Source organism: Rhodobacter sp. SGA-6-6, from assembly GCF_011043545.1.
Classification (GTDB): Bacteria; Pseudomonadota; Alphaproteobacteria; order Rhodobacterales; family Rhodobacteraceae; genus Pseudogemmobacter.
In genome coordinates this window covers 216,642-239,557 of the sequence record NZ_JAAKGP010000003.1, presented here as the reverse complement: position 1 = coordinate 239,557, position 22,916 = coordinate 216,642, and the positions used below count along the sequence as shown (strand labels likewise).

The 22,916-nt window shown below is 69.4% G+C and carries 22 protein-coding genes; 1 reads left to right on the top strand and 21 read right to left on the bottom strand.

What is annotated here, in order from left to right:
• Positions 1 to 3: 3 nt before the first annotated feature.
• The 3 genes from G5B31_RS07620 to G5B31_RS07610 are packed head-to-tail and all read right to left on the bottom strand — an operon-like array spanning position 4 to position 2,387.
• Positions 4 to 393 (bottom strand): c-type cytochrome, encoded by a 390-nt coding sequence (locus G5B31_RS07620; RefSeq protein ID WP_165015551.1) that lies wholly within the window; start codon positions 391 to 393, stop codon positions 4 to 6.
• A 43-nt stretch (positions 394 to 436) separates the two neighbouring features.
• Positions 437 to 1,111 carry an ABC transporter ATP-binding protein gene (locus tag G5B31_RS07615; RefSeq protein ID WP_165015548.1) on the bottom strand — a complete coding sequence of 225 codons (675 nt, stop codon included), beginning with the start codon at positions 1,109 to 1,111 and terminating at the stop codon, positions 437 to 439.
• Entirely contained in the window at positions 1,104 to 2,387 is a 1,284-nt protein-coding gene (locus G5B31_RS07610; RefSeq protein ID WP_165015545.1) for an ABC transporter permease, read from the bottom strand. Before G5B31_RS07610 ends, G5B31_RS07615 begins: the two co-directional genes overlap by 8 nt.
• A 246-nt stretch (positions 2,388 to 2,633) precedes the next feature.
• Here G5B31_RS07610 and G5B31_RS07605 point away from each other — a divergent pair, with 246 nt between their 5' ends.
• Entirely contained in the window at positions 2,634 to 2,909 is a 276-nt protein-coding gene (locus G5B31_RS07605; RefSeq protein WP_165015542.1) for a hypothetical protein, read from the top strand.
• Positions 2,910 to 2,946: 37 nt separating this feature from the next.
• Here the strand turns inward: G5B31_RS07605 and G5B31_RS07600 are convergent, their stop codons facing one another.
• From G5B31_RS07600 to G5B31_RS07515, 18 genes are all read right to left on the bottom strand, one after another.
• Complete coding sequence (locus tag G5B31_RS07600) at positions 2,947 to 3,609, bottom strand: hemolysin III family protein (RefSeq protein WP_165015539.1); 663 nt, start codon at positions 3,607 to 3,609, stop codon at positions 2,947 to 2,949.
• A 309-nt stretch (positions 3,610 to 3,918) separates the two neighbouring features.
• Positions 3,919 to 4,413 (bottom strand): DUF2937 family protein, encoded by a 495-nt coding sequence (locus G5B31_RS07595; RefSeq protein ID WP_165015536.1) that lies wholly within the window; start codon positions 4,411 to 4,413, stop codon positions 3,919 to 3,921.
• Between the two features lie 12 nt (positions 4,414 to 4,425).
• On the bottom strand, positions 4,426 to 5,766 hold the full coding sequence (proS, locus tag G5B31_RS07590) for a proline--tRNA ligase (RefSeq protein ID WP_165015533.1): 1,341 nt from the start codon (positions 5,764 to 5,766) through the stop codon (positions 4,426 to 4,428).
• A 303-nt stretch (positions 5,767 to 6,069) separates the two neighbouring features.
• Entirely contained in the window at positions 6,070 to 7,329 is a 1,260-nt protein-coding gene (locus G5B31_RS07585) for a glycerate kinase (RefSeq protein WP_346763890.1), read from the bottom strand.
• On the bottom strand, positions 7,313 to 8,314 hold the full coding sequence (locus G5B31_RS07580) for a LacI family DNA-binding transcriptional regulator (RefSeq protein WP_165015532.1): 1,002 nt from the start codon (positions 8,312 to 8,314) through the stop codon (positions 7,313 to 7,315). Before G5B31_RS07580 ends, G5B31_RS07585 begins: the two co-directional genes overlap by 17 nt.
• 3 nt (positions 8,315 to 8,317) lie before the next feature.
• Positions 8,318 to 9,487: a dihydrodipicolinate synthase family protein gene (locus G5B31_RS07575; RefSeq protein ID WP_165015529.1), complete on the bottom strand. Its 1,170-nt coding sequence runs from the start codon at positions 9,485 to 9,487 to the stop codon at positions 8,318 to 8,320.
• 9 nt (positions 9,488 to 9,496) lie between these two features.
• Positions 9,497 to 9,805, bottom strand: coding sequence for a Dabb family protein (locus G5B31_RS07570; RefSeq protein WP_165015526.1), 309 nt, complete (start codon positions 9,803 to 9,805; stop codon positions 9,497 to 9,499).
• Positions 9,802 to 11,391 (bottom strand): GMC family oxidoreductase, encoded by a 1,590-nt coding sequence (locus tag G5B31_RS07565; protein ID WP_165015524.1) that lies wholly within the window; start codon positions 11,389 to 11,391, stop codon positions 9,802 to 9,804. Before G5B31_RS07565 ends, G5B31_RS07570 begins: the two co-directional genes overlap by 4 nt.
• Positions 11,392 to 11,394: 3 nt before the next feature.
• On the bottom strand, positions 11,395 to 12,153 hold the full coding sequence (locus G5B31_RS07560; protein WP_165015521.1) for a 3-ketoacyl-ACP reductase: 759 nt from the start codon (positions 12,151 to 12,153) through the stop codon (positions 11,395 to 11,397).
• Positions 12,150 to 13,634, bottom strand: a complete 1,485-nt coding sequence (locus G5B31_RS07555; protein WP_165015518.1) for a GMC oxidoreductase — start codon at positions 13,632 to 13,634, stop codon at positions 12,150 to 12,152. The genes G5B31_RS07560 and G5B31_RS07555 overlap by 4 nt, the downstream gene beginning before the upstream one ends.
• Entirely contained in the window at positions 13,634 to 14,746 is a 1,113-nt protein-coding gene (locus G5B31_RS07550) for an ABC transporter ATP-binding protein (RefSeq protein ID WP_165015515.1), read from the bottom strand. Before G5B31_RS07550 ends, G5B31_RS07555 begins: the two co-directional genes overlap by 1 nt.
• 3 nt (positions 14,747 to 14,749) lie before the next feature.
• The gene (locus G5B31_RS07545; RefSeq protein WP_165015512.1) at positions 14,750 to 15,640 is read right to left on the bottom strand and encodes a carbohydrate ABC transporter permease; all 891 of its coding nucleotides are present in this window, start codon (positions 15,638 to 15,640) and stop codon (positions 14,750 to 14,752) included.
• The gene (locus G5B31_RS07540) at positions 15,640 to 16,536 is read right to left on the bottom strand and encodes a carbohydrate ABC transporter permease (protein ID WP_165015509.1); all 897 of its coding nucleotides are present in this window, start codon (positions 16,534 to 16,536) and stop codon (positions 15,640 to 15,642) included. The genes G5B31_RS07545 and G5B31_RS07540 overlap by 1 nt, the downstream gene beginning before the upstream one ends.
• Before the next feature lie 115 nt (positions 16,537 to 16,651).
• Positions 16,652 to 17,908, bottom strand: a complete 1,257-nt coding sequence (locus G5B31_RS07535; protein ID WP_165015506.1) for an ABC transporter substrate-binding protein — start codon at positions 17,906 to 17,908, stop codon at positions 16,652 to 16,654.
• A 52-nt stretch (positions 17,909 to 17,960) separates the two neighbouring features.
• On the bottom strand, positions 17,961 to 19,535 hold the full coding sequence (locus G5B31_RS07530; protein WP_165015503.1) for an aldehyde dehydrogenase family protein: 1,575 nt from the start codon (positions 19,533 to 19,535) through the stop codon (positions 17,961 to 17,963).
• Positions 19,536 to 19,537: 2 nt separating this feature from the next.
• On the bottom strand, positions 19,538 to 20,305 hold the full coding sequence (locus G5B31_RS07525; protein ID WP_165015500.1) for an enoyl-CoA hydratase/isomerase family protein: 768 nt from the start codon (positions 20,303 to 20,305) through the stop codon (positions 19,538 to 19,540).
• Positions 20,302 to 21,873 (bottom strand): acyl CoA:acetate/3-ketoacid CoA transferase, encoded by a 1,572-nt coding sequence (locus tag G5B31_RS07520; protein ID WP_165015497.1) that lies wholly within the window; start codon positions 21,871 to 21,873, stop codon positions 20,302 to 20,304. Before G5B31_RS07520 ends, G5B31_RS07525 begins: the two co-directional genes overlap by 4 nt.
• Positions 21,870 to 22,871, bottom strand: coding sequence for a Gfo/Idh/MocA family protein (locus tag G5B31_RS07515; RefSeq protein WP_165015494.1), 1,002 nt, complete (start codon positions 22,869 to 22,871; stop codon positions 21,870 to 21,872). Before G5B31_RS07515 ends, G5B31_RS07520 begins: the two co-directional genes overlap by 4 nt.
• Positions 22,872 to 22,916 lie beyond the last annotated feature (45 nt).

Genomic DNA, 22,916 nt, shown 5'->3' with positions numbered 1-22,916 from the left:
CCCCTACCTCTGCACCCTCTCCACATATTCCGCCAGCTGCACCAGCCGCAGCGGTGTCGGGCTCTCGATCCCGTCCCCGGCGTCGTAGGGGACCAGCGGGCTGTCCAAGAGCGGGCCGAAGTTCGGCATCACCGCCTCGCCGTCCTTGCCTCCCGTATAGCCCCAGATCTTCGCCATCACCCGCAGCTTGGGGAAGTCGCCGCCATTGCGGCGCGACAGGCGGGTCAGGTCGGCGGGCTTGTGGGCCAGCTCGGCGGCCATCGGGCCGTCTCCCTTCGCTCCGGCCCCGTGGCAGCCGGAGCAGAAGGCGGCGAAGTCCTCGGCGCCGGTGGGGGTCTTCTCCTCGACGCAGGCCGCGAGCAAGGGGAGGATCAGGAGAAGCTTGGCGCGCATGGGGTTCCTCGTGGCTGTGATGGCTGCGGTTCACCCACAGCTATCAGACCACGCGGCCCTGATCCAGCCGCACCACCCGGTCCATCCGCGCCGCCAGCTCCATGTTGTGGGTGGCGATCAGCGCCGCCATGCCGGTCGACCGCACCAGCTCCATCAGCGCCCCGAAGACCTGGTCCGAGGTCGCGGGGTCGAGGTTGCCGGTGGGTTCGTCCGCCAGCAGCAGCCGCGGCGCGTTGGCCAGCGCGCGGCAGAAGGCCACCCGCTGCTGCTCGCCGCCCGACATCGCCGCCGGGCGGTGGCCGGCGCGGGCGGCGACGCCGACGCGGGACAGAAGGTCCATCGCCCGGGCCTCGGCCGCCGCCTTCTCCACCCCGTTGGCCAGCTGCGGGATCACCACGTTCTCCAGCGCGGTGAACTCGGGCAGCAGGTGGTGGAACTGGTAGATGAAGCCGACCTCGCCGCGCCGCGCCTCGGTGCGGGCGCGGTCGGACAGGTCGCCCATCTCGCGGCCCCCCAGCACCACCCGGCCGGCATCCGGCGTGTCCAGCAGGCCGGCGATGTGCAGCAGCGTCGATTTCCCCGCGCCGGAAGGGGCGACCAGCGCCACCACCTCACCCACCGCCACGGTCAGCGAGGCGCCGCGCAGCACCTGCACCTCGGAGGGCTTTCCGTGGTTGTAACCCTTCTCCAGCCCGTCCAGAACCAGCGCCTCATTCATAACGCAGCGCCTCCACCGGGTTCATCCTTGCCGCCCGGCGGGCCGGGAAGATCGTCACCACGAAGGACAGCACCAGCGACAACAGCCCCGCCGTCACCACGTCGCCCGGCTGCAGCTTGGCCGAGAGGTGGTAGATCGGCCGCACCTCCGGGTCCCAGAGCCCGCCGCCGGCGACCCAGTTGATGAAGTCGAAGATCGGGGTGAAGTAGTGGGCGAACAGGCTGCCGAGGGCGATCCCGGCCACCGTCCCCACCAGCCCGGTCAGCGCGCCGCAGAGGAAGAACACCCGCAGCACCGACCCCTCGGTCAGCCCCATGGTGCGCAGGATGCCGATGTCGCGGCCCTTGTTCTTCACCAGCATCACCAGCCCGGAGATGATGTTGAGCGAGGCGATCAGCACCAGGATCGACATCAGGATGAACATCATGTTGTCCTCGACCGTCAGCGCCCGCAGGTAGTTGCCGGCGCTCTGCTGCCAGGTCCAGGCCATCGCATCGGTGCCCCCGGCGGCCAGCAGCGCGGGGACGTAGGTGTCGATGGCCTCGGGACTGGCGACCATCACCTCGAACTCGTCGGCCACGCCCTCGGCGTTGAAATATTCCTGCGCCTCGGCCAGCGGCAGATAGGCGCGGGTGCGGTCGATCTCGGGGCTGCCGGAGGTGAAGATGTAGACCACCTCATAGGCCATCACCCGCAAGCTGGTGCCCATGGCGGTCTTCGCCCCGTCGGGCGAGATCAGCCGCAGCCGGTCGCCGACCTGAAGTCCCAGGTCGCGGGCGATGCCGGAGCCGAGGGCGATCCCCTCGGACAGCCGCGAGATGTCGCCGAAATCGTCGCCGCCGCCGGTCAGCGAGGGGATGGCCTCCACATCCGCGGGCGCCATGCCGAAGACCTCCACCCCCGAGGACCCGCCGACCGAGGAGACCATCGCCTGCCCGCGCACCATCGGGGCGACGCGGGTCACCCCGGGCACCTCTGCCAGCCGCGCCTGCACCTCCTGCCAGTCGGGGAAGCCGCGCAGCCGCCGGCCCTGGTCGTCCAGCCGCCAGTTGTAGACGGTGACGTGGCCGTTGGCGCCGAGCAGCGTGTCGACGAATTCCTCGCGGAAGCCCGCCCGCACCGCCATCACCGCCACCAGCGCGAAGACCGACAGGGTGATGCCGATGACCGAGATCCAGGTCATCACCGAGACCCCGCCCTCGGCCCGGCGGGCCCGCAGGTAGCGCCAGGCGATCATCCATTCGAAGGCCGAAAAGGGTGCGGTTCTGCCTGCCATCTGCCTCGATCCGGTGCCGCCCCTTCGCCGCGGCTGCGGCGGGGCCTTGATTGCCGGCGAAACTGGCGGTTCCGGGCGGAAAGGTCAAGGAAGGCCCGCCGCCCCCGGCAGAGGGCCGCCCCCTGCCCCTTGGGCAAGAACCAGCCTGTGGGCAATCGCGCGGATGGACATTCGGCTCACGAAAGCGTGTTCTCCGTCCCGGCGTGAAACGCGCGCCGATACGAAGTTCCACATGGAGTAACCCCTTTGCGTATCCTTCCCGTCCTGGCCGTCGTCTCGGCCGTCGCCTTCCTCTCCGCCTGCAAGGAAGAGGCCGCCTGCACCCAGGCCGACGCCGAGAAGAAAGCCACCGAGCTGACCACCAAGATCACCGAACTGGCCTCGTCCGACCCGGCCAAGCTGGCCGAGCTGGCGCCGAAGGTGCAGGAACTGGCGGCCAAGGCTTCGGCCAACGGCAGCGCCGAGGACCTGAACGCCACCTGCAAGGCGCTGGACGAGATGATGGCGGAACTGTCCAAGTAAGGACGGCTTGCCGGGGGGCGGCGTCCGCGCCGCCCCTTCAGGCCAGCGCCACCGCGATGGCGGCGAAATGCAGCCCCGCGGCGACGGCCACGAACAGATGCCAGATCGCGGTCTGGAACCGCAGCCGCTCCCACAGGTAGAAGGCGACGCCGGCGACATAGGTCAGCCCGCCCGCCACCAGCAGCCACAGCGAGGCCAGCGGCAACGCCGCGGCGACCGGCCCGAAGGCGACGACGCCGACCCAGCCGAGCGCGACATAGGCCAGGATCGACAGCCGGTCGTAGCGCCCGGGCAGCGCCACCTTGACCACGATCCCCAGGGCCGCCCCGGCCCAGACCACCACGCCCAGCGACCAGGCCCAGCCGGGATGGTCGAGATGCGGGATCACGGCGGTATAGGTGCCGGCGATCATCACGTAGATCATCGAATGGTCGAACCGCCGCAGCAGCCATTTCAGCGCGCTTGGCGGGGTCATGTTGTAGGCCAGCGAGAAGCCCCACATCAGGAAGAACCCGGCGGCATAGACCGCCAGCCCGGCGAAGGTGCCAAGGCCCGCGGTGACCAGCGCGTGGTAGAGCAGGATCGGAAAGGCCACCAGCCCGGCCAGCAGCGCCAGCGCATGGACGATACCATCGGCCAGCACCTCGCCCAGCGAGGGCGCGCGCCCCGCGAGGGGGCCATGTCTGTCGGTCGTCATCATGGCGGCAACCTGCCTGCGGAAGCTGTCGGAAAGATGACAGCCCCGGGGCGGCGCATCAATCGCCCGGCGGCGCGGGTGACGTTCGGTCATGCGGTTGTGATGGCGGATTGGCGGGAGTCAGATGTGCGTCGTCGACCGGGGGCGGGGAACGGAATTTCCGGTCAGGTGCGGTTTCTCCGGCCGCCGGCTCATCCCCGCGTCCGCGGGGAACAGGCCGCGCTCTTCGCGGTCTCGCCCTTCGTCCCCGGCTCATCCTCGCGCCCGTGGGGAACAGTCTTCCATCAACGACTGGAAGGGTTGAAGCAGAGGTCAGCCCCGCGCCCGGCGGCGGAATGGCCAGAGCAGCAGCGAGAGCAGGCCGGACAGCGCCATGCCGCCGCCGAGGAAGCCGATCCCGGCCGCCGCCAGCCCCTCCATCGTCACCGGCACCGCCGGGCGGAAATCGCCCCAGGTGGCGGCCAAGGTCTCGGCATCGCCCAGCCGCTGCGGCATCAGGATGCGGGCCAGCGGCGTGACCTCGCGCAGGGCGACCAGGTTGTCCGACAGCCGGGCGTGGCGCAGGAAGGTGCGGCGCAGGTCCTGCTGGCGGTCGTCCAGGAAGGCGGTGCCCCGCATCTCGGCCAGGGCCTCCTCGCGCGTCAGCCCGTTCTTCTGCGCCGAGGCGTCGAAGTCCCGCACCACCACCGTCAGCGCATCCACCTGCCCGGCCAGCCGCTGCAGGTATTGCTGCGAGAATTCGGGGAACTGCGACAGGCCGGCCCCGCCGGCCAGCGCGCCCAGCAGGAAGACGGCCTTGCCGATCATCGCCCCGCGCCCTCAGCGATGCGGCGCGTAGATCTGTGCGATCCGGTCCACGGCGGCCTCGGGGGCCATCTCCTCGGACTCGCCGGTGCGGCGCGAGGTCAACTCGACCACGCCCTTCTCCAGCCCGCGCGGCCCGACGGTGATCCGCCAGGGCAGGCCGATCAGGTCCATGGTGGCGAATTTCGCCCCCGCCCTTTCGTCGCGGTCGTCGTAGAGCGGCTCCAGCCCCTTGGCCAGCAGCGCCTTCTCCAGCCCGGCGCAGGCCGCATCCGCCGCCGCATCGCCCTGTTTCAGGTTGACGATGCCGACCGGGAAGGGCGTCACCCCCTCGGGCCAGATGATGCCCTTGTCGTCGTGGCTGGCCTCGATGATCGCGCCCAGCAGGCGCGAGACCCCGATCCCATGCGACCCCATCTCGACCGGCACCCGGTTGCCCTCCTTGGTGACGACGGTCGCCCCCATGGCCTCGGAATATTTGGTGCCGAAGTAGAAGATCTGCCCGACCTCGATGCCGCGGCCGACCTTGCGGTGCGCCTCGGGGATCTGCTCGAACAGGCCCTCGTCGTGGGTCTCATCGGTGCGGGCGTAAAGCGTGGTGAACTCCTTGCAGATGCCCTCGACCTCGGCCCGGTCGTCGTAATCGACCTGGCGGTCGCCCAGTTTCAGCGCCGTCACCCGGTCGTCGTAGAACACTTCCGACTCGCCGGTGTTCGCCAGCACCAGGAATTCATGGGTGTTGTCGCCGCCGATCGGCCCCGAGGCTGCGCGCATCGGGATCGCGGTCAGGCCCATGCGCTCGTAGGTGCGCAGGTAGCTGACCATGTGGCGGTTGTAGGCGTGCAGCGCCGAGTCCCTGTCCACGTCGAAGTTGTAGCCGTCCTTCATGTAGAACTCGCGGCCCCGCATCACCCCGAACCGCGGCCGCATCTCGTCGCGGAACTTCCACTGGATGTGATAGAGCGTCAGCGGCAGGTCCTTGTAGCTGCTGACATGGGCGCGGAAGATGTCGGTGATCATCTCCTCGTTGGTCGGGCCATACAGCATGTCGCGGTCCTGCCGGTCCTTGATCCGCAGCATCTCCTGCCCGTAGTCGTCGTAGCGGCCGGATTCGCGCCAGAGGTCGGCGGGCTGAAGGGTGGGCATCAGCAGCGGGATATGGCCGGCACGGATCTGCTCCTCGTGCACGATCTGCTCGATCCGCTTCAGCACCCGGTAGCCGAGCGGCAGCCAGGAATAGATGCCGGCGGCCTGCTGCTTGATCATGCCGGCGCGCAGCATGTAGCGGTGCGAGACGATCTGCGCCTCGGCGGGATTTTCCTTGAGGACGGGCAGGAAGTAGCGGCTAAGACGCATCGGGGCCTCGCTGGGGAAGGGTCGAAGGTTTCCTAGCCGCTCGGGCGCTGGCAGGCAAGGCGGGAGGGTGGGCCGGGCGGGAGAAGGCGAGGCACTGCCTCGCCCCCGCCCGTGCGCGACGGATCACCCAGAAACGGCAGTCACGAGAACCCCGAGAGGCCAGCGCCCGACCCGGCGGGCGAGAAGCGCCCGCCGAGGGCGGGGCGGGCGCTGGCCGGGCCTTGAAGGCCCGGCCGGTCGGGTTGCAACCGTTGCGCTGTGGCGAAGGCACGCGCCTTCGCCAGTCAAACCGGGCAATTGCCCTCAGCCGATCAGCACCGCCCGGAAATCGTTGACATTGGTCAGCGTCGGCCCGGTCACCACCTGCCCGCCGATCCTGCCGAAGAAGCCATGCGCATCGTTGGCCGCCAGCGCCGCCGCCGGGTCCAGCCCCTTGGCCCGGGCCAGCGCCAGCGTGTCGGGCGTCACCACCGCCCCCGCCACCTCGGCCGCGCCGTCCACCCCGTCGGTGTCGCAGGCCAGCGCATGGATGCCCGCCGCGCCCTCCAGCGCCAGCGCCAGGGCCAGGCAGAACTCGGCGTTCGGCCCGCCCACGCCGTCGCCGCGGCGGGTCACGGTCAGCTCCCCGCCCGACAGCAGCAGCACCGGCGCATCGCCGGGCCTGCGGGCCGCGGCGATCTCCAGCGCCATCCTTGCCTGCGCCGCGGCCACCTCGCGCGCCTCGCCCTCCAGCGCATCGCCCAAGCTGCGCACCTCCACCCCCTCGGCCCGGGCGATTTCTGCCGCAGCCTCCAGCGATTGCGCCGGGGCGGCGAAGATGCGGTTCTCCACCCGCGCCAGCCGAGGATCGCTGGGCGCCACTACGCCCGAGCGGCCAAGCGCCGCGCGGACATGGGCCGGCACGCCGATCTGCCAGCGGTCGAGGATGGCCTCGGCCTCCGCCGGGGTGGTCGCATCGCCCACGGTGGGGCCGGAGCCGATGAAGGCCGGATCGTCGCCCGGCACGTCGGAGATGATCAGCGCCAGCATCTTCGCCGGCCAGGCGGCGGCGGCCAGTTGCCCGCCCTTCACCCGGCTGAGATGCTTGCGCAGGGTATTCATCGCCGAGATCGGCGCGCCCGAGGCCAGAAGGGCGGCATTCACCGCCTGTTTCTCGGCCAGGCTCACTCCCTCGGCCGGCGCGCACAGCAGCGCCGAGGCGCCGCCGGAGACCAGCGCCAGCACGAAATCGCCCTCGCCGAGGCCGGAAACCAGCTCCAGCATCCGCGCCGTCGCCTCGGCCCCCGCCGCATCCGGCACCGGATGGGCGGCCAGCGCGATCTCTACCCCTCGGGTCGGCCGGCCATAGCCGTAGCGGGTGATCACCAGCCCCTCGCAGGGCCCCCAGGCGGATTCCACCGCCTCGGCCATCCGCGCGCTGGCCTTGCCGGCGCCGATCACCACCACCCGGCCCGGCGGCTTCTCCGGCAGATGCGCGGCCAGCGACCGCATCGGATCGGCCACTTCCACCGCCCGGTCGAACAGGCGGCGCAGGAAGGCGGGGCGGTCAAAGGGTCGAGGCACGGGCGATCAGCTCCACGGCGGACGAGGTTACCGGCGCAGGTCTAACACCCTCTTCCAGCCAGGCCAGCACCGTTCCCGCCATCTGCTGTCCGAAACCGGCAATATGGCTGCGGATCGAGGTCAGCGTCGGGTAGACCTGCGCGCATTCCTCGATGTCGTCGAAGCCCACCACCTTCAGGTCCGGCCCGACCCTGCGGCCGATCTCGGCGCAGCCCGACAACAGGCCGAGCGCCACCAGGTCGTTGAAGCACAGCACCCCGTCGACCTCGGGGTGGTCGGCTGCCAGCCGGGCGGCGGCCTCGCGGCCGAAGGCGCGCACCGGACGGCCCTCCAGCACCAGCGGCGGCAGGCCGGCCTCCGCCAGCGCCTCCAGATGGCCCGCCAGCCGCGCCTCGGTCACCGACCGGCCCGGCAGCCCGCCGACGAAGGCGATCCGCTTCGCGCCGCGCTCCAGCAGGTGCTCGGTCGCCAGCCGGCCGCCACGGGGGCCGTCCGGGGCGGCGAAGGGAAAGCGGTCGGTGTCGGGATGCGCCCGGCGCAGCACCTGCAGCGCGGGGATGCCGGCGCGGGCGATCTGGTCGAATGTCGGCGCCACCTCGCCATAGGCCGAGGACAGGATCAGCGCCGAGACGCCGTGCTCGATCATCGCCCCCACCACCTGCGCCTGCAGGGCGGGGTCCTCGTCGGTGTTCGCCATCACCGTGGCATAGCCGCGGGCCGACAGCGCCATCTGCACCGAGGTGGCGAATTCGGTGAAGAACGGGTTGCGCAGGTCGTTGATCACCAGCCCGATCAGCCCGGCATTGGCCGACCGCAGCGTGGCGGCGGCGCGGTTGTAGACATAGCCGATCTCGGCCATCGCCCGGCGGACATCGGCCCGGGTCTCGGCCCGCACCAGCGGCGAGTTCTGCAAGACCAGCGAGACGGTCGATTTCGACACCCCCGCGGCCCTTGCGACATCGACGATGGTGGGGCGGCGTTCCATCGCCTAGCCCTGGTCGATGCCGTAGAGGTGCAGGAGGCTCCGCATCCGCGCCTCGGCCAGATCGGGGCGGATCAGCACCCCGGCGGCATCGGCCAGCCGGTAGACCTGCGCGTAATGGACGATCCCGCGCGAGGACTGGAAACCGGCGGGCATCACGAAGCCGGGTTGCAACCCGTTGAGCCAGGAAAGGAAGGCGATGCCGGCCTTGTAGAACCGGGTCGGCGCGCGGAAGATCTCGCGGCTCAGCGGCACGGTAGGGGCCAGCAGGCGGTGATAGGCGTCCCGGTCGCCCTGCGCCAGCGCCTCCAGCGCCTGCGCCGCTGCGGGGGCGATGGCGGCGAAGGCGCCCAGCAAGGCGTGGGAATGGTGCGTCCCGTCGCCCTCGATCAGCGCGGCATAGTTGAAGTCGTCGCCGGTATAGAGGCGGACGCCTGCGGGCAGGCGGGCGCGGAAGGCCTCCTCATGCGCCTGATCCAGCAGGGAAATCTTGATGCCGTCCACCCTGGCCGGGTTCTCGGCGATCAGCGACAGCACGAAATCCGAGGCTTCGGCGACATCGGCGGTCCCCCAGTAGCCCGCCAGCGCCGGGTCGAACATCTCGCCCAGCCAGTGCAGGATCACCGGCTGCGCCGCGCCGTCGATCAGGCGGCGGTAGACCTGCCGGTAGACCTCGGGCGTGGCGCCGATGGCCGGCAGCGCCCGGGTCGCCATCAGGATCAACTGGCCGCCTGCGGCCTCGATCGCCTCGGCCTGCGTCTCGTAGGCGGCGATGATCGCCTCCACGGTGGTCAACTCGGCCAGCGCCTTGTGGTCCGTCCCCGCCCCGGCGCAGACCCGGGGCCGCAGCGGATGCGCCTTGGCCTCGTCCATGGTGCGCTGCACCAGCTCCAGCGCCGTCTCCCAGTCCACCCCCATGCCGCGCTGCGCGGTGTCCATCGCCTCGGCCAGCTCGAGGCCCTGATCCCAGAGCCAGTGGCGGAAGGAGAGCGTCCCCTCCCAGTCCACCGCCGGGCGGCCATCCCAGGGGCTGCGCTCGCGCAGGGCATCGCTGACCACATGGGCGGCGGCGAAGGCAGTGCGGGTCAGCGCGATCCGGGGCGCACGGGGGACAAGCGGCGTGCCGGTCAGGCGGTAAGGTTCCAGTCGGAAATCTTCGGTGGGCAGGATCAGCATGGCGGGCCCTCAGCAGGCAAGGTCGAAGACGAGGATACCGTCGATCCCGCCCTCGGCGGCGGCGACGAGGGCGGCACCGACACGGCGGTGGTCGGGATGGTCCTGATAGGCGGCCAGCGCCGCCCAGTCGGTGAAATCGACGGTGAAGCCGTGCATATAGCCGCGCTCGATCCGCTCGGGGCTCTCGCTGCGGCCGGCGCGGATGTCGATCACCCCGGGCAGCCTGGCCCTGATCGCAGCGAGGTCGGCGAAGATGGCGGCGATCTCCGCTTCGCTTACCTCGGGGCGGAAGCGGACAAGGACGATATGGCGGATCATGCCCGGCCTCCATGAGCAGCCTTGATCATGTCGGCGGCCTTCTCGGCGATCATGATCGTGGTGGCGTTGGTATTGGCCGAGACCACCCGCGGCATCACCGAGGCATCGACGACGCGCAGGCCGGACAGCCCGTTCAACCGCAGCTCCGGGTCCAGCACCGCCTGAGGGTCGCTGCCCATCCGGCAGGTGCCGGCGGGGTGATGGTCGGTCTTGGAATGCTTGCAGGCATAGTCGAAATAGTCCTGATCGGTCCGCACCTCCGGCCCCGGCAGCCGCTCGGCCAGCACGAAGGGCTTCAGCGCCTCCTGCGCCATCATCTCGCGGGCCAGCTTCAGCCCGCGGATCGACATCTCGCGGTCATGCGGGTCCTCCCAGTAGTTCGGGTCGATCAGCGGCGGCGCCAGCGGGTCGGCGCTGGCCAGCCGCACCGTCCCGCGCGACCGCGGCCGCAGATAGGCCGAGTTCAGCGTGACGCCCCCCTGCGGCATCGCCGCCACCCCGGCCTCGATCCCCGAGCCGAGGCCGAGGTGGAACTGGATGTCGGGGCTGCGCGCGTCCGGGTCGGCATACCAGAACCCCCCGGTCTCGAAGAGGCTGGAAGCCACCGGCCCCCGCCGCGTCAGCAGGTATTGCAGTCCGGCCAGCGCCGACCAGTGCAGTTTCGCGTAACGGTCATAGGTATGCGGGCCGGTGCATTCGGCGATGACGAACAGGTCCAGATGGTCCTGAAGGTTCGCCCCCACCTGCGGCTGGTCCAGCACCACCGGGATGCCCAAGCCGCGCAGGTTGTCGGCCGGGCCGATGCCCGACAGTTGCAGCAGCCGCGGGCTGCCGATAGCGCCGGAGGACAGGATCACCTCCGCCGAAGCCCGCAGGATGCCCTCCGGCGTCTCCACCCCGACCGCCCTGCCCTTCTCGACCACGATCCGCAGCACCTGCACCCCGGTGCGCACTTCCAGGTTCGCCCGCCCGCGCGCGGGGCGCAGATAGGCGATGGATGCCGAGGACCGGCGGTAGTTCCTTTGCGTCAGCTGGTAGTAGCCGACGCCCTCCTGCACCTCGCCCGCCATGTCCCTGTTGCGGGGGATGCCCATCTGGGCGGCGGCGGCAAACCAGGCCTCGCAGATCGGCAGCGGCGCACGGGGCTGGGACACGCCCAAAGGCCCGCCCTTGCCGTGGAAGCGGTTGTCGAAGGTGTCGTTGTCCTCCGCCTTGCGGAAATACGGCAGCACGTCCTCGTAGGACCAGCCGGGGCAGCCGAGTTGCCTCCATTCGTCGTAGTCCAGCGCATTGCCGCGGGTGTAGATCTGCGCATTGATCGAGGAGCCGCCGCCGATCACCCTGGCTTGCGTATAGCGGATCACCATGCCGTTCATGTGGCGCTGCGGCACGGTCTGCCAGCCCCAGGAGCCGATGCCCTTGGTCATCTTCGCGAAACCGGCGGGCAGGTGATAGAACGGGTGGCTGTCGCGGCCCCCGGCCTCCAGCAGCAGGACGCGGGCGGAAGGGTCCTCGGACAGCCGCGCGGCAAGGACGGCGCCGGCGGAGCCGCCGCCGATGATGATGAAATCGTAGCCTTTTTCCATATCCTACAGCCTTGCGATGGAAAGTCCGCCGTCGAGCGGCACCACCATGCCGGTGGCGAAAGCCATCCGTCCGGTGGCCAGCGGCACCACGGCGCGGCCGATGTCCTCCGCCTCGCCCCAGCGGTGGGCGGGGACGAGGCCGGCCTCGATCCGGGCGGTGTATTTGTCGCGCACCCCGGCAGTCATCTCGGTGGCGATGATGCCGGGGCGCAGCTCGAAGACGCCGATGTTCAGCGGCGCCAGCCGCAGCGCGAACAGCTTCACCACCATCGAGGCGCCGGATTTCGACACGCAATATTCGCCGCGCTCCACGCTGGCCATCTCGGCCGAGACCGAGGTGACGAAACTCAGCGAGCGGTAATGCGGCGATTGCCGGCGGACCATGCGGCAGGCCACCTCCTGCGCCAGGAAGAAGGCACCGCGCAGGTTGACGGCCAGCACATGGTCCCAGGACTCGGGCGTCAGGTCGAGGAGGTCGCCGCGCACCTTGGCCGGGACCCCGGCGTTGGAGACGAAGCAGGCGACGGGGCCGAGGTCGGCCTCCACCCGCTCCAGCAGCCCCGGCGCGGCACCGGCATCGGCCACATCGTGGGGGTAGTAGCTGGCGTCCTGCAACCGCGACATCCCCTCGCGCACCGCGGGGGCCTCGGCGGGCGGCAAGGAGGCCACGGCGATGCGGAAGCCTGCGCCTTGCAGGGCCAGGGCGATGGCAAGGCCGATGCCCTGCTGGCCGCCGGTGATCAGGGCGACGGGGGCGCTCATTGCAGCCCGCCGATATGCGCGCCGGCCCGCAGCGCCAAGGCGGCGATGGTCAGCGAGGGGTTCACCGCGGCCGAGGTCGGCAGCACCGAGGCATCGACGATATAGAGGTTGTCGAGGTCATGCGCCTTCAGGTTCGCATCCACCACCGAGGTCTCCGGGTCCGCCCCCATCCGCGCGGTGCCGCATTGGTGGCTGGGCTTCGACTTCGGGAAGCCCCGCGCCATCACGACGGGCCAGCCCGCCCGCTTCATCGCCCGCTTCAGCCGCGCGACCAGCAGGTCATGCGCGCGGGTGTTGGTGCGGCGTCCGTCCAGCACCACGCCGTCGCGCCAGAGGACGCGGGAGTCGGGGTCGGGCAGGTCCTCGGACATCGCCATGATGTGGATGGAATGGTCGGCGATGTGGCGCGCCAGCCAGAGCGGCAGCCCGGCCTCGCCGGCCAGGATCGGCCCGGTGATCCGGCCCAGCATCTGGATATTGCCCAAGGGCTCGCCCTCCGGTCCGCCGGTCAGATACCAGTCGTTGACCTGGATGGTCTTCTCGTAGACCGTGCGGTTCCGCCGGAACGGGTTCCAGGCCACCATCCCGGTGAGGTTGTGGTTCATGAAGTTGCGGCCGACCTGATCCGAGCCGTTCGCCAGTCCGTTCGGATGCTCGGCATTGGCCGAGGCCAGCAGCAGCGCCGAGGACATCACCGCCCCGGCCGACAGGCAGACCAGCGGCGCGGTCATCACCTCGCGCGTCCCGTTCCGTTCGACCTCCACCCCGGTCACCTTGCGGCCCTCGGCCAGCAGGCGGGTGACCTTCGCCCCGGTCAGCAGGGTGACGTTGGGGTGCTTCAAGGCCTCGGCCAGGCCGCAGCTTTCGGCGTCGGACTTGGCGCCGGTGGTGCAGGGGAAGGCATCCCAGGTGGTGGGCGCGCGTTTCAGCCAGGCGTCGATGTCCAGCCCGATCGGCAGCGGCACGGGGTGCAGGCCCTGCGCCGCGAAGGCCGCGCGCAGGGCGGCGATGTCGGGCTCGTCGGGGATCGGCGCAAACGGATAGGGCGCGGAATGCGGCGGCTCGGTCGGGTCGCCCGACCCGGCATCGCCGCGGACGCGATACAGGGTTTCGGCCCGCGAGTAATACGGCTCCAGCGCCTCGTAGGGGATCGGCCAGCCCGGGGTGGTGCCCTCGATATGACGCAGGGGACGGAAATCCTCGGCCCGGTAGCGCAGCAGGACCGCACCGTAGAACTTGGTGTTGCCGCCGACGAAGGCGTAGTTGCCCGGCTCGAAGCTGCGGCCTTGGGCATCCTTCCACACCTCCTTCGGCTTGAAGAAGGCGCGGCGGAAGATGGCGGCCGGGTCGCGCGCCTCGGGGCAGTCCTGCAAGCGCTCGCCGCGTTCCAGGATCACGATCCGGCGGCCCGAGGGCGCCAGCGATGCCGCCAGGGTGGCCCCGCCCATGCCGGAACCGATGATCAGGATGTCGGGCTGCATCAGGGGGCGATCCGTTCCTCGGTGGCCGGGTCGAAGGCCACCGCCTTCTCCATGTTCACCGCGAAGTCGAAGCGCTGGCCGGGATGCACCGCCGCATCGGCCCGCATCCGGGCGATCACGTCGCGCCCCGATAGCGACATGGTGACGAAAGTGTCCGCCCCCGCCGGCTCGGTGACGGTGACCAGGTTCGACAGGCTGCGGATGGCGTGGGAGTTGCGGTCGGCGCCCTCGGGATCGGTGATCGCCTCCGGCCGGATGCCGAGGAGGATGTCGCGCCCCTCCCATCCCGCCAGATTGCCCTGCTCCAGCGCCAGCAGGATCGGCCGGCCCTCGGCATCGGTCACCTGCGCCTGCGGCCGGCCGCCTTCCATCACTACCTTGGCGGGCACGATGTTCATCGCCGGGCTGCCCATGAAGGTAGCGACGAAGAGGTTCGCAGGGCTGTCGTAGATTTCCTTCGGCTTGCCCAGTTGCTGGACATGGCCCTTGTTCATCACCGCGATGCGGGTGGACAGCGTCATCGCCTCGATCTGGTCGTGGGTGACATAGACGATGGTGGTGCGCAGCTTCTGGTGCAGCTTCTTGATTTCGGTCCGCATGTCGACGCGCAGCTTGGCGTCCAGGTTAGACAGCGGCTCGTCGAACAGGAACACGTCGGGGTCGCGCACCAGCGCCCGGCCCATGGCGACGCGCTGGCGCTGGCCGCCCGACAATTGCCCCGGCTTGCGGTCCAGGAGGTGGTCGATCTGCAAGAGCTTCGCCACCTCGGCCAGCGCCTTGTCGCGCTCGGGCTTCGGGACGCCGTGCATCTCCAGCCCGAAGGTCATGTTCTGGCCGACGGTCATGTTGGGGTAAAGCGCGTAGGACTGGAACACCATGGCGATGTTGCGCTTCGACGGATGGACGCCGTTGACGACGCGGCCCTTGATCGAAATCTCGCCGCCGGTGATGCCCTCAAGCCCGGCGATCATGTTCAGCAGCGTGGACTTGCCGCAGCCCGAGGGGCCGACAAGGACGAGGAACTCGCCCTCCTCGACCGAGATGTCGACGCGGTGCAGCACCTCGACCGAGCCGTAGGATTTGGTGACGTTGGAGATGTCGAGAAAGCCCATGGATCAGCCTTTCACAGAGCCAGCCATCAGCCCGCGCACGAAATAGCGGCCGGCGACGATATAGACGAAGAGGGTGGGCAGCGCGGCCAGGATCGCGCCGGCGAAATGGACGTTGTATTCCTTCACCCCGGTCGAGGACTGCACCAGGTTGTTCAGCGCCGCCGTCACCGGCTGCGAGGTGCCGCCGAAGGAGACGCCGAACAGGAAGTCGTTCCAGATGTTGGTGAACTGCCAGATCACGCTGACCACGGCGATGGGGCCGGAGACCGGCAGCAGGATGCGCCAGAAGATGCGGAAGAAGCCGGCGCCGTCGATCTGCGCCGCCCGGATCAGCTCGGTCGGGAAGGCGGCGTAGTAGTTGCGGAAGTAAAGCGTGGTGAAGCCGATGCCGTAGACCACATGCACCAGGATCAGCCCCGGGACCGACCCGGCCAGCCCCAGCAGCCCCAGCACGCGCGCCATCGGGATCAGCACGATCTGGAACGGGATGAAGCAGGAGAACAGCATCAGCCCGAAGACCCAGGTGTCGCCGCGGAAGCGCCATTTGGTCAGGATGTAGCCGTTCAGCGCACCGACCACGGTGGAGATCGCCACTGCCGGCACCACCATCAGGATCGAGTTCAGGAAATAGGGCTTCAGCCCGGTGGGCGAGACGCCGATCTGCGCCGTGGACCAGGCCGCCCCCCAGGGCTCCAGCGTCCAGTCCCTCGGCAGCGCCATCATGTTGCCGCCGGTGATCTCGGCCAGCGGCTTCACCGAGTTCACCGCCATGACGTAAAGCGGCAGCAGGTAGAACAGTGCGAAGAGGATCAGCACCAGATAGATGAAGACGCGGGTGACGTTGCCGGTGGAGACGGCGCTGTCCTGGGTCGCGCCCGAAACTGAAGAGGCCATCACTTCTTCTCCTTCAGTTCGGCATAGAGGTAGGGCACCATGATCGCGGCGATGGTCATCAGCATGATCACCGCCGAGGAGGCGCCCACCCCCATCTCGTTGCGGGTGAAGGTGTAGGAATACATGAAGGTCGCCGGCATCGCCGTCGCCCGCCCCGGCCCGCCGTTGGTCAGCGCGATCACCAGGTCGTAGGACTTGATCGCCAGGTGGCTGAGGATGACGAAGGCCGACAGGAAGGCCGGCCGCAGAAGCGGGATGACGATCCGCCGATACAGCTGCCAGTTCGACGCGCCGTCGATCTGCGCGGCCTTGAGGATTTCATTGTCGATGCCGCGCAGCCCGGCCAGAAACATCGCCATCACGAAGCCCGATGTCTGCCAGACCGCGGCGATGACGATGGTGTAGATCGCCATGGTGTTCGACTTGATCCAGGTGAACTGGAAGCTCTCCCACCCCCATTGGTGCATGACGTTCTGAAGCCCGATGCCGGGATCGAGAAACCATTTCCAGGCGGTGCCGGTGACGATGAAGCTCAGCGCCATCGGATACAGATAGATCGGCCGCAGCGCGCCCTCGCCCCGGATCTTCTGATCCAGGAAGATCGCCAGCATCAGCCCGATCAGGGTGCAGATCACGATGTAGAGGCTGGCGAAGATGGCGATGTTGACCAGGGCGATCTTCCACTCCGGCAGGCTGAACAGCCTCTGATAGTTGGCCAGCCCCACCCAGGCATCGAACTTCGGCAGCATCTTCGAGCCGGTGAACGAGAGCACGATGGTGAAGAGGATGAAGCCGTAGACGAACAAGAGCGTCACCGCGAAGGACGGCGCCAGCACGATCTTCGGCAGCCAGTCCTGGAGTCGCGTGCGGAAATCGGCCTGTGCCGGCTCAGCCATGGCTGGTCCTCCCCTTCCCTGCGGGTGGCGGAAAAATCTTCGAGGATTTTTCGCAAATTCCTTCCAGGGAATTTGCAGCCCCGGGGGCGAAGGTCCCGCCCCCGGGGAGGTCGGCTTATTGCGCCGCAGCCACGGCTTCGGCCAGCGCGGTGGCCGCCGAGGCGCCGTCGCTGTATTCGCCGTTCACCACCGCGGTGATCACGTCATAGGTGGCGTTCTTCACCGCCGCCGGGGCGCCATGGCCATGCGCCATCGACCCGAACAGGGTGCCGGCGGTATTGGCCTCGGCCAGGTCCTTCATGCCCTTCTTGCCGCAATCGTCGAAGTCGGTGTCCGGCACGTCCGTCCGCGCCGGGACCGAGCCCTTGACCACGTTGAAGGCCGACTGGAAGGCCGGGCTCTCGATGGCCGAGGCCATGGCGGCCTGCGCCGCCTGCTTGCCCTCGCCCTGCACGTTGAACATGGCGAACTGGTCGGAGTTGAAGGTCACCGCCCCCTGGGTGCCCGGGAAGCGGATGCAGACGAAATCGGTGCCCGGCACCTTGCCGGCCTTCAGGAACTCGCCCTTGGCCCAGTCGCCCATGAACTGCATCCCGGCCTCGCCGTTGATCACCATGGCCGAGGCCAGGTTCCAGTCGCGGCCCGAGAAGTTGTCGTCGAAGTAGCTGCGCAGCTTGATCAGCTTGTCGAAGGCCGCGGCCATCTTCTCGCCGCCCAAGGCGGCCGGGTCGAGGTCGACGAAGGCGGCCTTGTAGAAGTCGGTCCCCTCCGCCAGCACCAGCGCGTCGAAGATCGTCGCGTCCTGCCAGGCCTGGCCGCCATGGGCGATCGGGGTGATCCCGGCTTCCTTCATCTTGTCCAGCACCGCGACCAGCTCGTCGAAGTTGGTCGGCTCGCCCAGGCCGGTGGCGTCCAGCGCGGCCTTGTTGATCCAGACCCAGTTGGTGGAATGGACGTTGACCGGCGCCGCGATCCAGTGGCCGTCGTATTTCGAGAAGGCCTGCAGCGCCGCCGGGATCACCGCATCCCAGCCCTCGGCCTGGGCCACGGCGTCGAGGTTGCCGAGCGCGCCTTCCTTGGCCCAGTCCTGGATGTCGAAGCCCAGCATCTGCACCGCGGTCGGCGGGTCGCCGGCGGTGACGCGGGCGCGCAGCGCGGTCATCGCCGCCTCGCCGCCGCCGCCCGCCACCGGCATGTCGACCCAGCCGATGCCCTTCCCGGCCAGATCCTCCTTCAGCACGTTCAGCGCCGCGGCCTCGCCGCCGCTGGTCCACCAGTGCAGGACTTCCACGTCCTCGGCCGCCGCCATCCCGGCCGTCGAGGCCAGCAGCGCCGCCGCAACCGTCATCTTCGCCTTGAAGTAACCACGCATCCGGTTTTCCTCCCATCGTTGCGTCGTCGTTTTTGCCTATCCCCTCGCGGGGTCAGGTCGCTTTCACCCAAGGCGCGCGGGTGCGGCCGATCCGCATCACCAGCGACTTCACCTCGAGGAATTCCTCCATCCCGTAGCGGCCGATCTCGCGGCCCAGGCCCGATTGCTTCATGCCCCCGAAGGTGACCTCGGGGAATCCGTCCATCCAGGTGTTGGTCCAGACCGTGCCGGCCTGCGCCCGCCGCGCGAATTCCAGGCAGGTGTGGACGTTCTCGCTCCATACCCCGGCCGAAAGACCGTAGGACGCATCGTTCGCCAAGGCCAGCGCTTCGTCAAGCGTGCGGAAGGTCAGGACCGAGAGCACCGGGCCGAAGACTTCCTCCCGCGCGATGGCCATGGCGGGGGTGACGTTGGCGACGATGGTGGGCTGGTAGAACTCGCCCTTCAAGCCGGGAATGGTGAGCGCGCCGCCGCCGAGGGCGACGGTGGCGCCTTCGGCCTGCGCGGCCTGCACATAGCTGTCGATCTTCTGCTGATGCGCGGGGGTGACGATGGCGCCGACCTGCGTGCGCGGGTCCAGCGGGTCGCCGAAGGCCACCTTGCGCGACAGCTCCACCACCCGGGCGGTGAAGGCGTCTGCAATGTCCTCGTGCACGATGATCCGGCTGCCGGAGTTGCAGCATTGGCCGACGTTGAAATAGACCCCGAAGGTGACGGCATCGGCGGCGCTGTCGAGGTCGGCGTCGGGGAAGATCACCTGCGGGTTCTTGCCCCCCAGTTCCAGCGCCACCTTCTTCAAGGTGCCGGAGGCCGCCGCCGCGATGCCGCGGCCGACGCCGGTCGATCCGGTGAAGGTCACCATGTCCACCTGCGGATGCGCGGCCATCAGCGCCCCGACCGGCTGACCGAGGCCGAGGACGATGTTCACCACGCCCGCCGGCAGCCCGGCCTCTTGCAGCAGTTCCCCCAGCATGACCGTGGTCGAAGGGGTCATCTCGGACGGCTTCACCACGCAGGTGCAGCCGGCGGCCAGCGCGAAGGGCAATTTCTGGGCAAGAATCCAGAACGGAAAATTCCACGGCGTGATGATGGAGACGACGCCGATCGGCTCTTTCAGCACCACCGCCAGCATGTCCTCGCCCAAGCTGTTGTGGCTGTCGCCGTGCGAGGTGCGGGCCAGCGCCGCGGCATAGCGCCAGAGGTCGGCGGCCCCGCCGCATTCGCCGCGCGACTGGCTGATCGGCTTGCCGGATTCCAGCGTCTCCAGCAGCGCCATCCGCTCGACATTGGCCTCGATCAGATCGGCCACCTTCAAGAGCACCGCCGCCCGCGCCTTGGCCGGTATCCGGCTCCAGCACCCGTCGTCGAAGGCCGCCCGGGCCGCGGCGATGGCGGCCTCGGCATCTTCCGCCGTGCCGCGGGCCGAGCGGCTGACGACGGCGCCGTGGGAAGGTGAGAGCCGTTCAGTCCAGTCGTCCCCGTCCCGGGCCTGACCCGGGACCTCGTCACCAGCAGAGGTCCCGGGTCGAGCCCGGGACGCGGTGAACTCGCCGCCGATCCAGTGCCGATTCACCCGGACCTCGGGAAGCGTGGCGTCGGTGGCGGGGATCAGGGTCAGGTCGGTCATCGTCAGGTTCCCGGAAATTCTGGCGCGCGCTTTGCGCGGAAGGCGGCGACGCCCTCGTCGCGGTCGGCCGAGGCGGCGATGGCGGCGGAGCCGAGCGCCTCGACCATGGCCGCCGCATCCTCGCCGCGGGCGGCGTGGATCATCGCCTTGTCGATCTCGACGGCACGGGGCGACAAGGCGGTCAGGTTCCCGGCAATGGCGAAGGCCGCGGCGCGGGCATCCTCGGCCACCTCGGCGACGAAGCCGCAGGCATGGGCGCGGTCGGCGCCGATCCGGCGGCCGAACAGCGCCATTTCCTTCAGCATCGGCTCGGGGATCAGTCGGGCCAGCCTTTGCGTCCCCGACCAGCCCGGCACGATGCCGACCCCGGCCTCGGGCAAGGCGATGGTGGCCTTCGGCGCCATCACCCGCAGGTCGCAGGCCGCCGCCAGCTCAAGGCCCCCGCCGAAGGCGTGGCCGTTCAGCGCCGCGATGGTGGGTTTCGCCAGCCGCGCCAGCCGGTCGAAGATGCGATGGCCGCCGCGCACCCAATTGCGGGCGAATTCCGCCGGGGTCAGGTCGCCCCAGGCGTTGATGTCGGCGCCGGTGCAGAAGGCGCGCTCGCCCTCCGCCGTCAGCACCATGGCGCGGAGTTCCGGGCGGCCCTCCACCACCTCCAGATGCTGGGCCAGCTGGCCCAGCATCTCGACAGTGAAGCAGTTCAGCTTGGCCGGGTTGTCCAGCCGCAGCTCGGCCACCGGCCCCTGGATGTGCAGCCTGACCCCGCTCATGGCGCCCATCCCATCGGCCCTTCGGCCAGCAGGGCCAGCGGCATGGTCACGGCATTCTCCGCCACCGCCACCCGGCCCTCCGAGGCTGCCACGATGTCCCGCGCCGGGTCGATACCGGGCATGATCTCGGTCGCCACAAGCCCCCTGTCGGAGAGGCGCATCACGCAGCGCTCGGAGATATACAACACCTCCTGCCCCTGTTCCCGCGCGCGCTGCCCGGAAAAGGTGACATGTTCGACTTGTGCAACCATCTTGGTGAATTTCCCCGGTTGACGCACCGAAATGCCGGATTCCGTCAAATCGATCTGCGCTCCGGCCTCGAACCAGCCCGAGAAGACGATCTTCTTCGCGTGCGCGGTGATGTCAACGAAGCCGCCGCAGCCCGCGGTCAGATAGGGCTTCTTGCCCAGTTTCGAGACGTTGACGTTCCCCTCCACATCCACCTCCAGGAAGGACAGGAAGGACATGTCGAAGCCCGCGCCCTGGAAGTAGATGAACTGCTGCGGCGAGGGCACATAGGCATCGGCGTTGGAGGCGCAGCCGAAGGCGAAGCCTGTCAGCGGCATTCCCCCGACAGCGCCCTGCTCGATGGCCCAGGTCACGGCCTGCGGATGGCCCTCCTCCAGCAGCACCCGGGGCACCATGGCGGAAATCCCGAAGCCCAGGTTGGCGGTCATCCCGGCGCGCAGTTCCATCGCCGCGCGGCGGGCGATTACCTTTTCGATGCCGTGCTCGGCCAGCGTGAAGCTGCCCCACGGCCGGATCACTTCGCCCGAGATCGCCGGGTCATGCGGCGTCTCGGTGGTCTGCTTCTGGTCGGGGTCCAGCACGATCAGGTCGACCAGATGCCCCGGCACCCGCACGTCATGCGGCCGCAGCGACCCGCGCGCCGTCAGCCGCTTGACCTGCGCGATCACCAGCCCGCCGTTGGTGCGGGTGGCGATGGCTTGCTCCAGCCCGCCCAGATAGGCGCCCTCGTGTTCGTAGGTCAGGTTGCCCCATTCGTCCGCCGTGGTCGCCCGCAGGATGCAGACATCGGGCTGGATATTGGGAAAGTGCAGCCAGGTCTCGCCGCCGAACTCCACGCGGGAGACGATGGGCTGCTCTGCGGCCTTCGCGTTCATCGCGCAGCCCTCGCGGACCGGGTCGACGAAGGTCTGCAACCCGACGCGGGTCAGCACCCCGGGCCGTTTCGCCGCCGCCTCGCGGTGCATGTCGAACATGATGCCGGAGGGGACGTTGTAAGCGGCCACCCGGTCCTCGACGATCATCTTCCAGATTTCCGGCATCGGTAGGTTGGAACTGCCGGAGGGATAGGACCCCGCCAGCACCCGCGACAGCAGCCCGTCCTGTGCAATCCAGTCGATGCCCTTGACGCCATACATGTCGCCCGCCGCGATCGGGTGCAGCGTGGTCAGCCCGCGCGGATGGCCCTCGTCGCGGAAGCGCTGCCCCAGCGCCTTCAGCACCAGATCGGGGCAGCCCAGCGCCGAGGAGGACGAGACCGTGACCACGGCGCCGTCGGCAATGCGCGCAACCGCCTCGGCGGGGGAAACCAGCTTGCTCATGCCCTGCCCTCGATCCTCACCGCCTGCCTTTCGCCGGTCCGGGCCGCCTCGCGCACCGCCAGCGCCACGGTCAGCGAGGCCACGCCGTCCCAACCGTCGGCCGCCGGGCGGCCGCGGCCGGCGACGGCCTCGGAGAAGTCCCGCACGCCTTGGGCGTAGAGGTTGTGGTCCGGGAACGGCACCGCCTCGCGCCCCTTCGCCGTCACCAGCTCGATCTCGCCCAACGGCAACTGCGTCATCACCCCCCGCGCGAAGATCGAGCCCTCGGTGCCATGCACCTCCAGCCCCGAGCCGGCGAAGGGATGGGTGAAGCTTTCATGGGCGAAGACCATGGCGCCGGAGGGCATGGTCCAGACCGACATCGCCGAATCCTCGACCCCCTGCCCCATGCCCGAGGCGGTCATCTGCGCCACCACGCTTGCCGGGTCCTCGCCCAGCAGGAACCGCGCTACATCTGCGTTGTGGACGGTGATGTCGGGGATCACCCCGCCGCCCGCATCGGGGTTGTCGATCCGCCAGCCCTGAAGATGCGGCGGCAGGTGGACGGCGTGGAAGATGCGGAGGGACAGCACCCGGCCGATCCGGCCTTCGGCGATCAGCGCCCGCACCGCCCGGTGGCTGCCGGAACAGCGCAGGTGGTGGTTGGTGGCGAAGGTCACCCCCGCGGCCTGCGCCGCGCGGACCATCTCCGCAGCCTCGGCGACCGTCATCGCCAGCGGCTTCTCGCAGAGCACATGCTTGCCGGCGGCGATGGCCGCCAGCGCCTGCGCCCGGTGCTTTTCATTGGTCGAGGAGATGTAGACCGCATCCGTCTCCGGGTCGGCCAGCGCGGCGGCCAGATCGCTGCCATGCTTCGGGATGCCATGCTCGGCGGCGAATTCCGCCGCCCGCGCCGGGGTGGTGGAGACCACATGCGCCACCGTATCGCCATTGCCCCGAAAGGCCCCGATCATGTGCTGGGCCGCAATCGTGCTGGCCCCGGCCAATATCCAGCGCATTCACCCTCCCGATGGCGGCAGCCCATTTGGACCGTTCCAAACGCG

Bases quoted from the DNA above. Each gene is read 5' to 3' on its own strand.
- G5B31_RS07620 (WP_165015551.1), bottom strand. From the start codon at position 393: ATGCGCGCCAAGCTTCTCCTGATCCTCCCCTTGCTCGCGGCCTGCGTC.
- G5B31_RS07615 (WP_165015548.1), bottom strand. From the start codon at position 1,111: ATGAATGAGGCGCTGGTTCTGGACGGGCTGGAGAAGGGTTACAACCAC.
- G5B31_RS07610 (WP_165015545.1), bottom strand. From the start codon at position 2,387: ATGGCAGGCAGAACCGCACCCTTTTCGGCCTTCGAATGGATGATCGCC.
- G5B31_RS07600 (WP_165015539.1), bottom strand. From the start codon at position 3,609: ATGATGACGACCGACAGACATGGCCCCCTCGCGGGGCGCGCGCCCTCG.
- G5B31_RS07595 (WP_165015536.1), bottom strand. From the start codon at position 4,413: ATGATCGGCAAGGCCGTCTTCCTGCTGGGCGCGCTGGCCGGCGGGGCC.
- proS (WP_165015533.1), bottom strand. From the start codon at position 5,766: ATGCGTCTTAGCCGCTACTTCCTGCCCGTCCTCAAGGAAAATCCCGCC.
- G5B31_RS07580 (WP_165015532.1), bottom strand. From the start codon at position 8,314: ATGGAACGCCGCCCCACCATCGTCGATGTCGCAAGGGCCGCGGGGGTG.
- G5B31_RS07575 (WP_165015529.1), bottom strand. From the start codon at position 9,487: ATGCTGATCCTGCCCACCGAAGATTTCCGACTGGAACCTTACCGCCTG.
- G5B31_RS07570 (WP_165015526.1), bottom strand. From the start codon at position 9,805: ATGATCCGCCATATCGTCCTTGTCCGCTTCCGCCCCGAGGTAAGCGAA.
- G5B31_RS07565 (WP_165015524.1), bottom strand. From the start codon at position 11,391: ATGGAAAAAGGCTACGATTTCATCATCATCGGCGGCGGCTCCGCCGGC.
- G5B31_RS07560 (WP_165015521.1), bottom strand. From the start codon at position 12,153: ATGAGCGCCCCCGTCGCCCTGATCACCGGCGGCCAGCAGGGCATCGGC.
- G5B31_RS07555 (WP_165015518.1), bottom strand. From the start codon at position 13,634: ATGCAGCCCGACATCCTGATCATCGGTTCCGGCATGGGCGGGGCCACC.
- G5B31_RS07550 (WP_165015515.1), bottom strand. From the start codon at position 14,746: ATGGGCTTTCTCGACATCTCCAACGTCACCAAATCCTACGGCTCGGTC.
- G5B31_RS07545 (WP_165015512.1), bottom strand. From the start codon at position 15,640: ATGGCCTCTTCAGTTTCGGGCGCGACCCAGGACAGCGCCGTCTCCACC.
- G5B31_RS07540 (WP_165015509.1), bottom strand. From the start codon at position 16,536: ATGGCTGAGCCGGCACAGGCCGATTTCCGCACGCGACTCCAGGACTGG.
- G5B31_RS07535 (WP_165015506.1), bottom strand. From the start codon at position 17,908: ATGCGTGGTTACTTCAAGGCGAAGATGACGGTTGCGGCGGCGCTGCTG.
- G5B31_RS07530 (WP_165015503.1), bottom strand. From the start codon at position 19,535: ATGACCGACCTGACCCTGATCCCCGCCACCGACGCCACGCTTCCCGAG.
- G5B31_RS07525 (WP_165015500.1), bottom strand. From the start codon at position 20,305: ATGAGCGGGGTCAGGCTGCACATCCAGGGGCCGGTGGCCGAGCTGCGG.
- G5B31_RS07520 (WP_165015497.1), bottom strand. From the start codon at position 21,873: ATGAGCAAGCTGGTTTCCCCCGCCGAGGCGGTTGCGCGCATTGCCGAC.
- G5B31_RS07515 (WP_165015494.1), bottom strand. From the start codon at position 22,871: ATGCGCTGGATATTGGCCGGGGCCAGCACGATTGCGGCCCAGCACATG.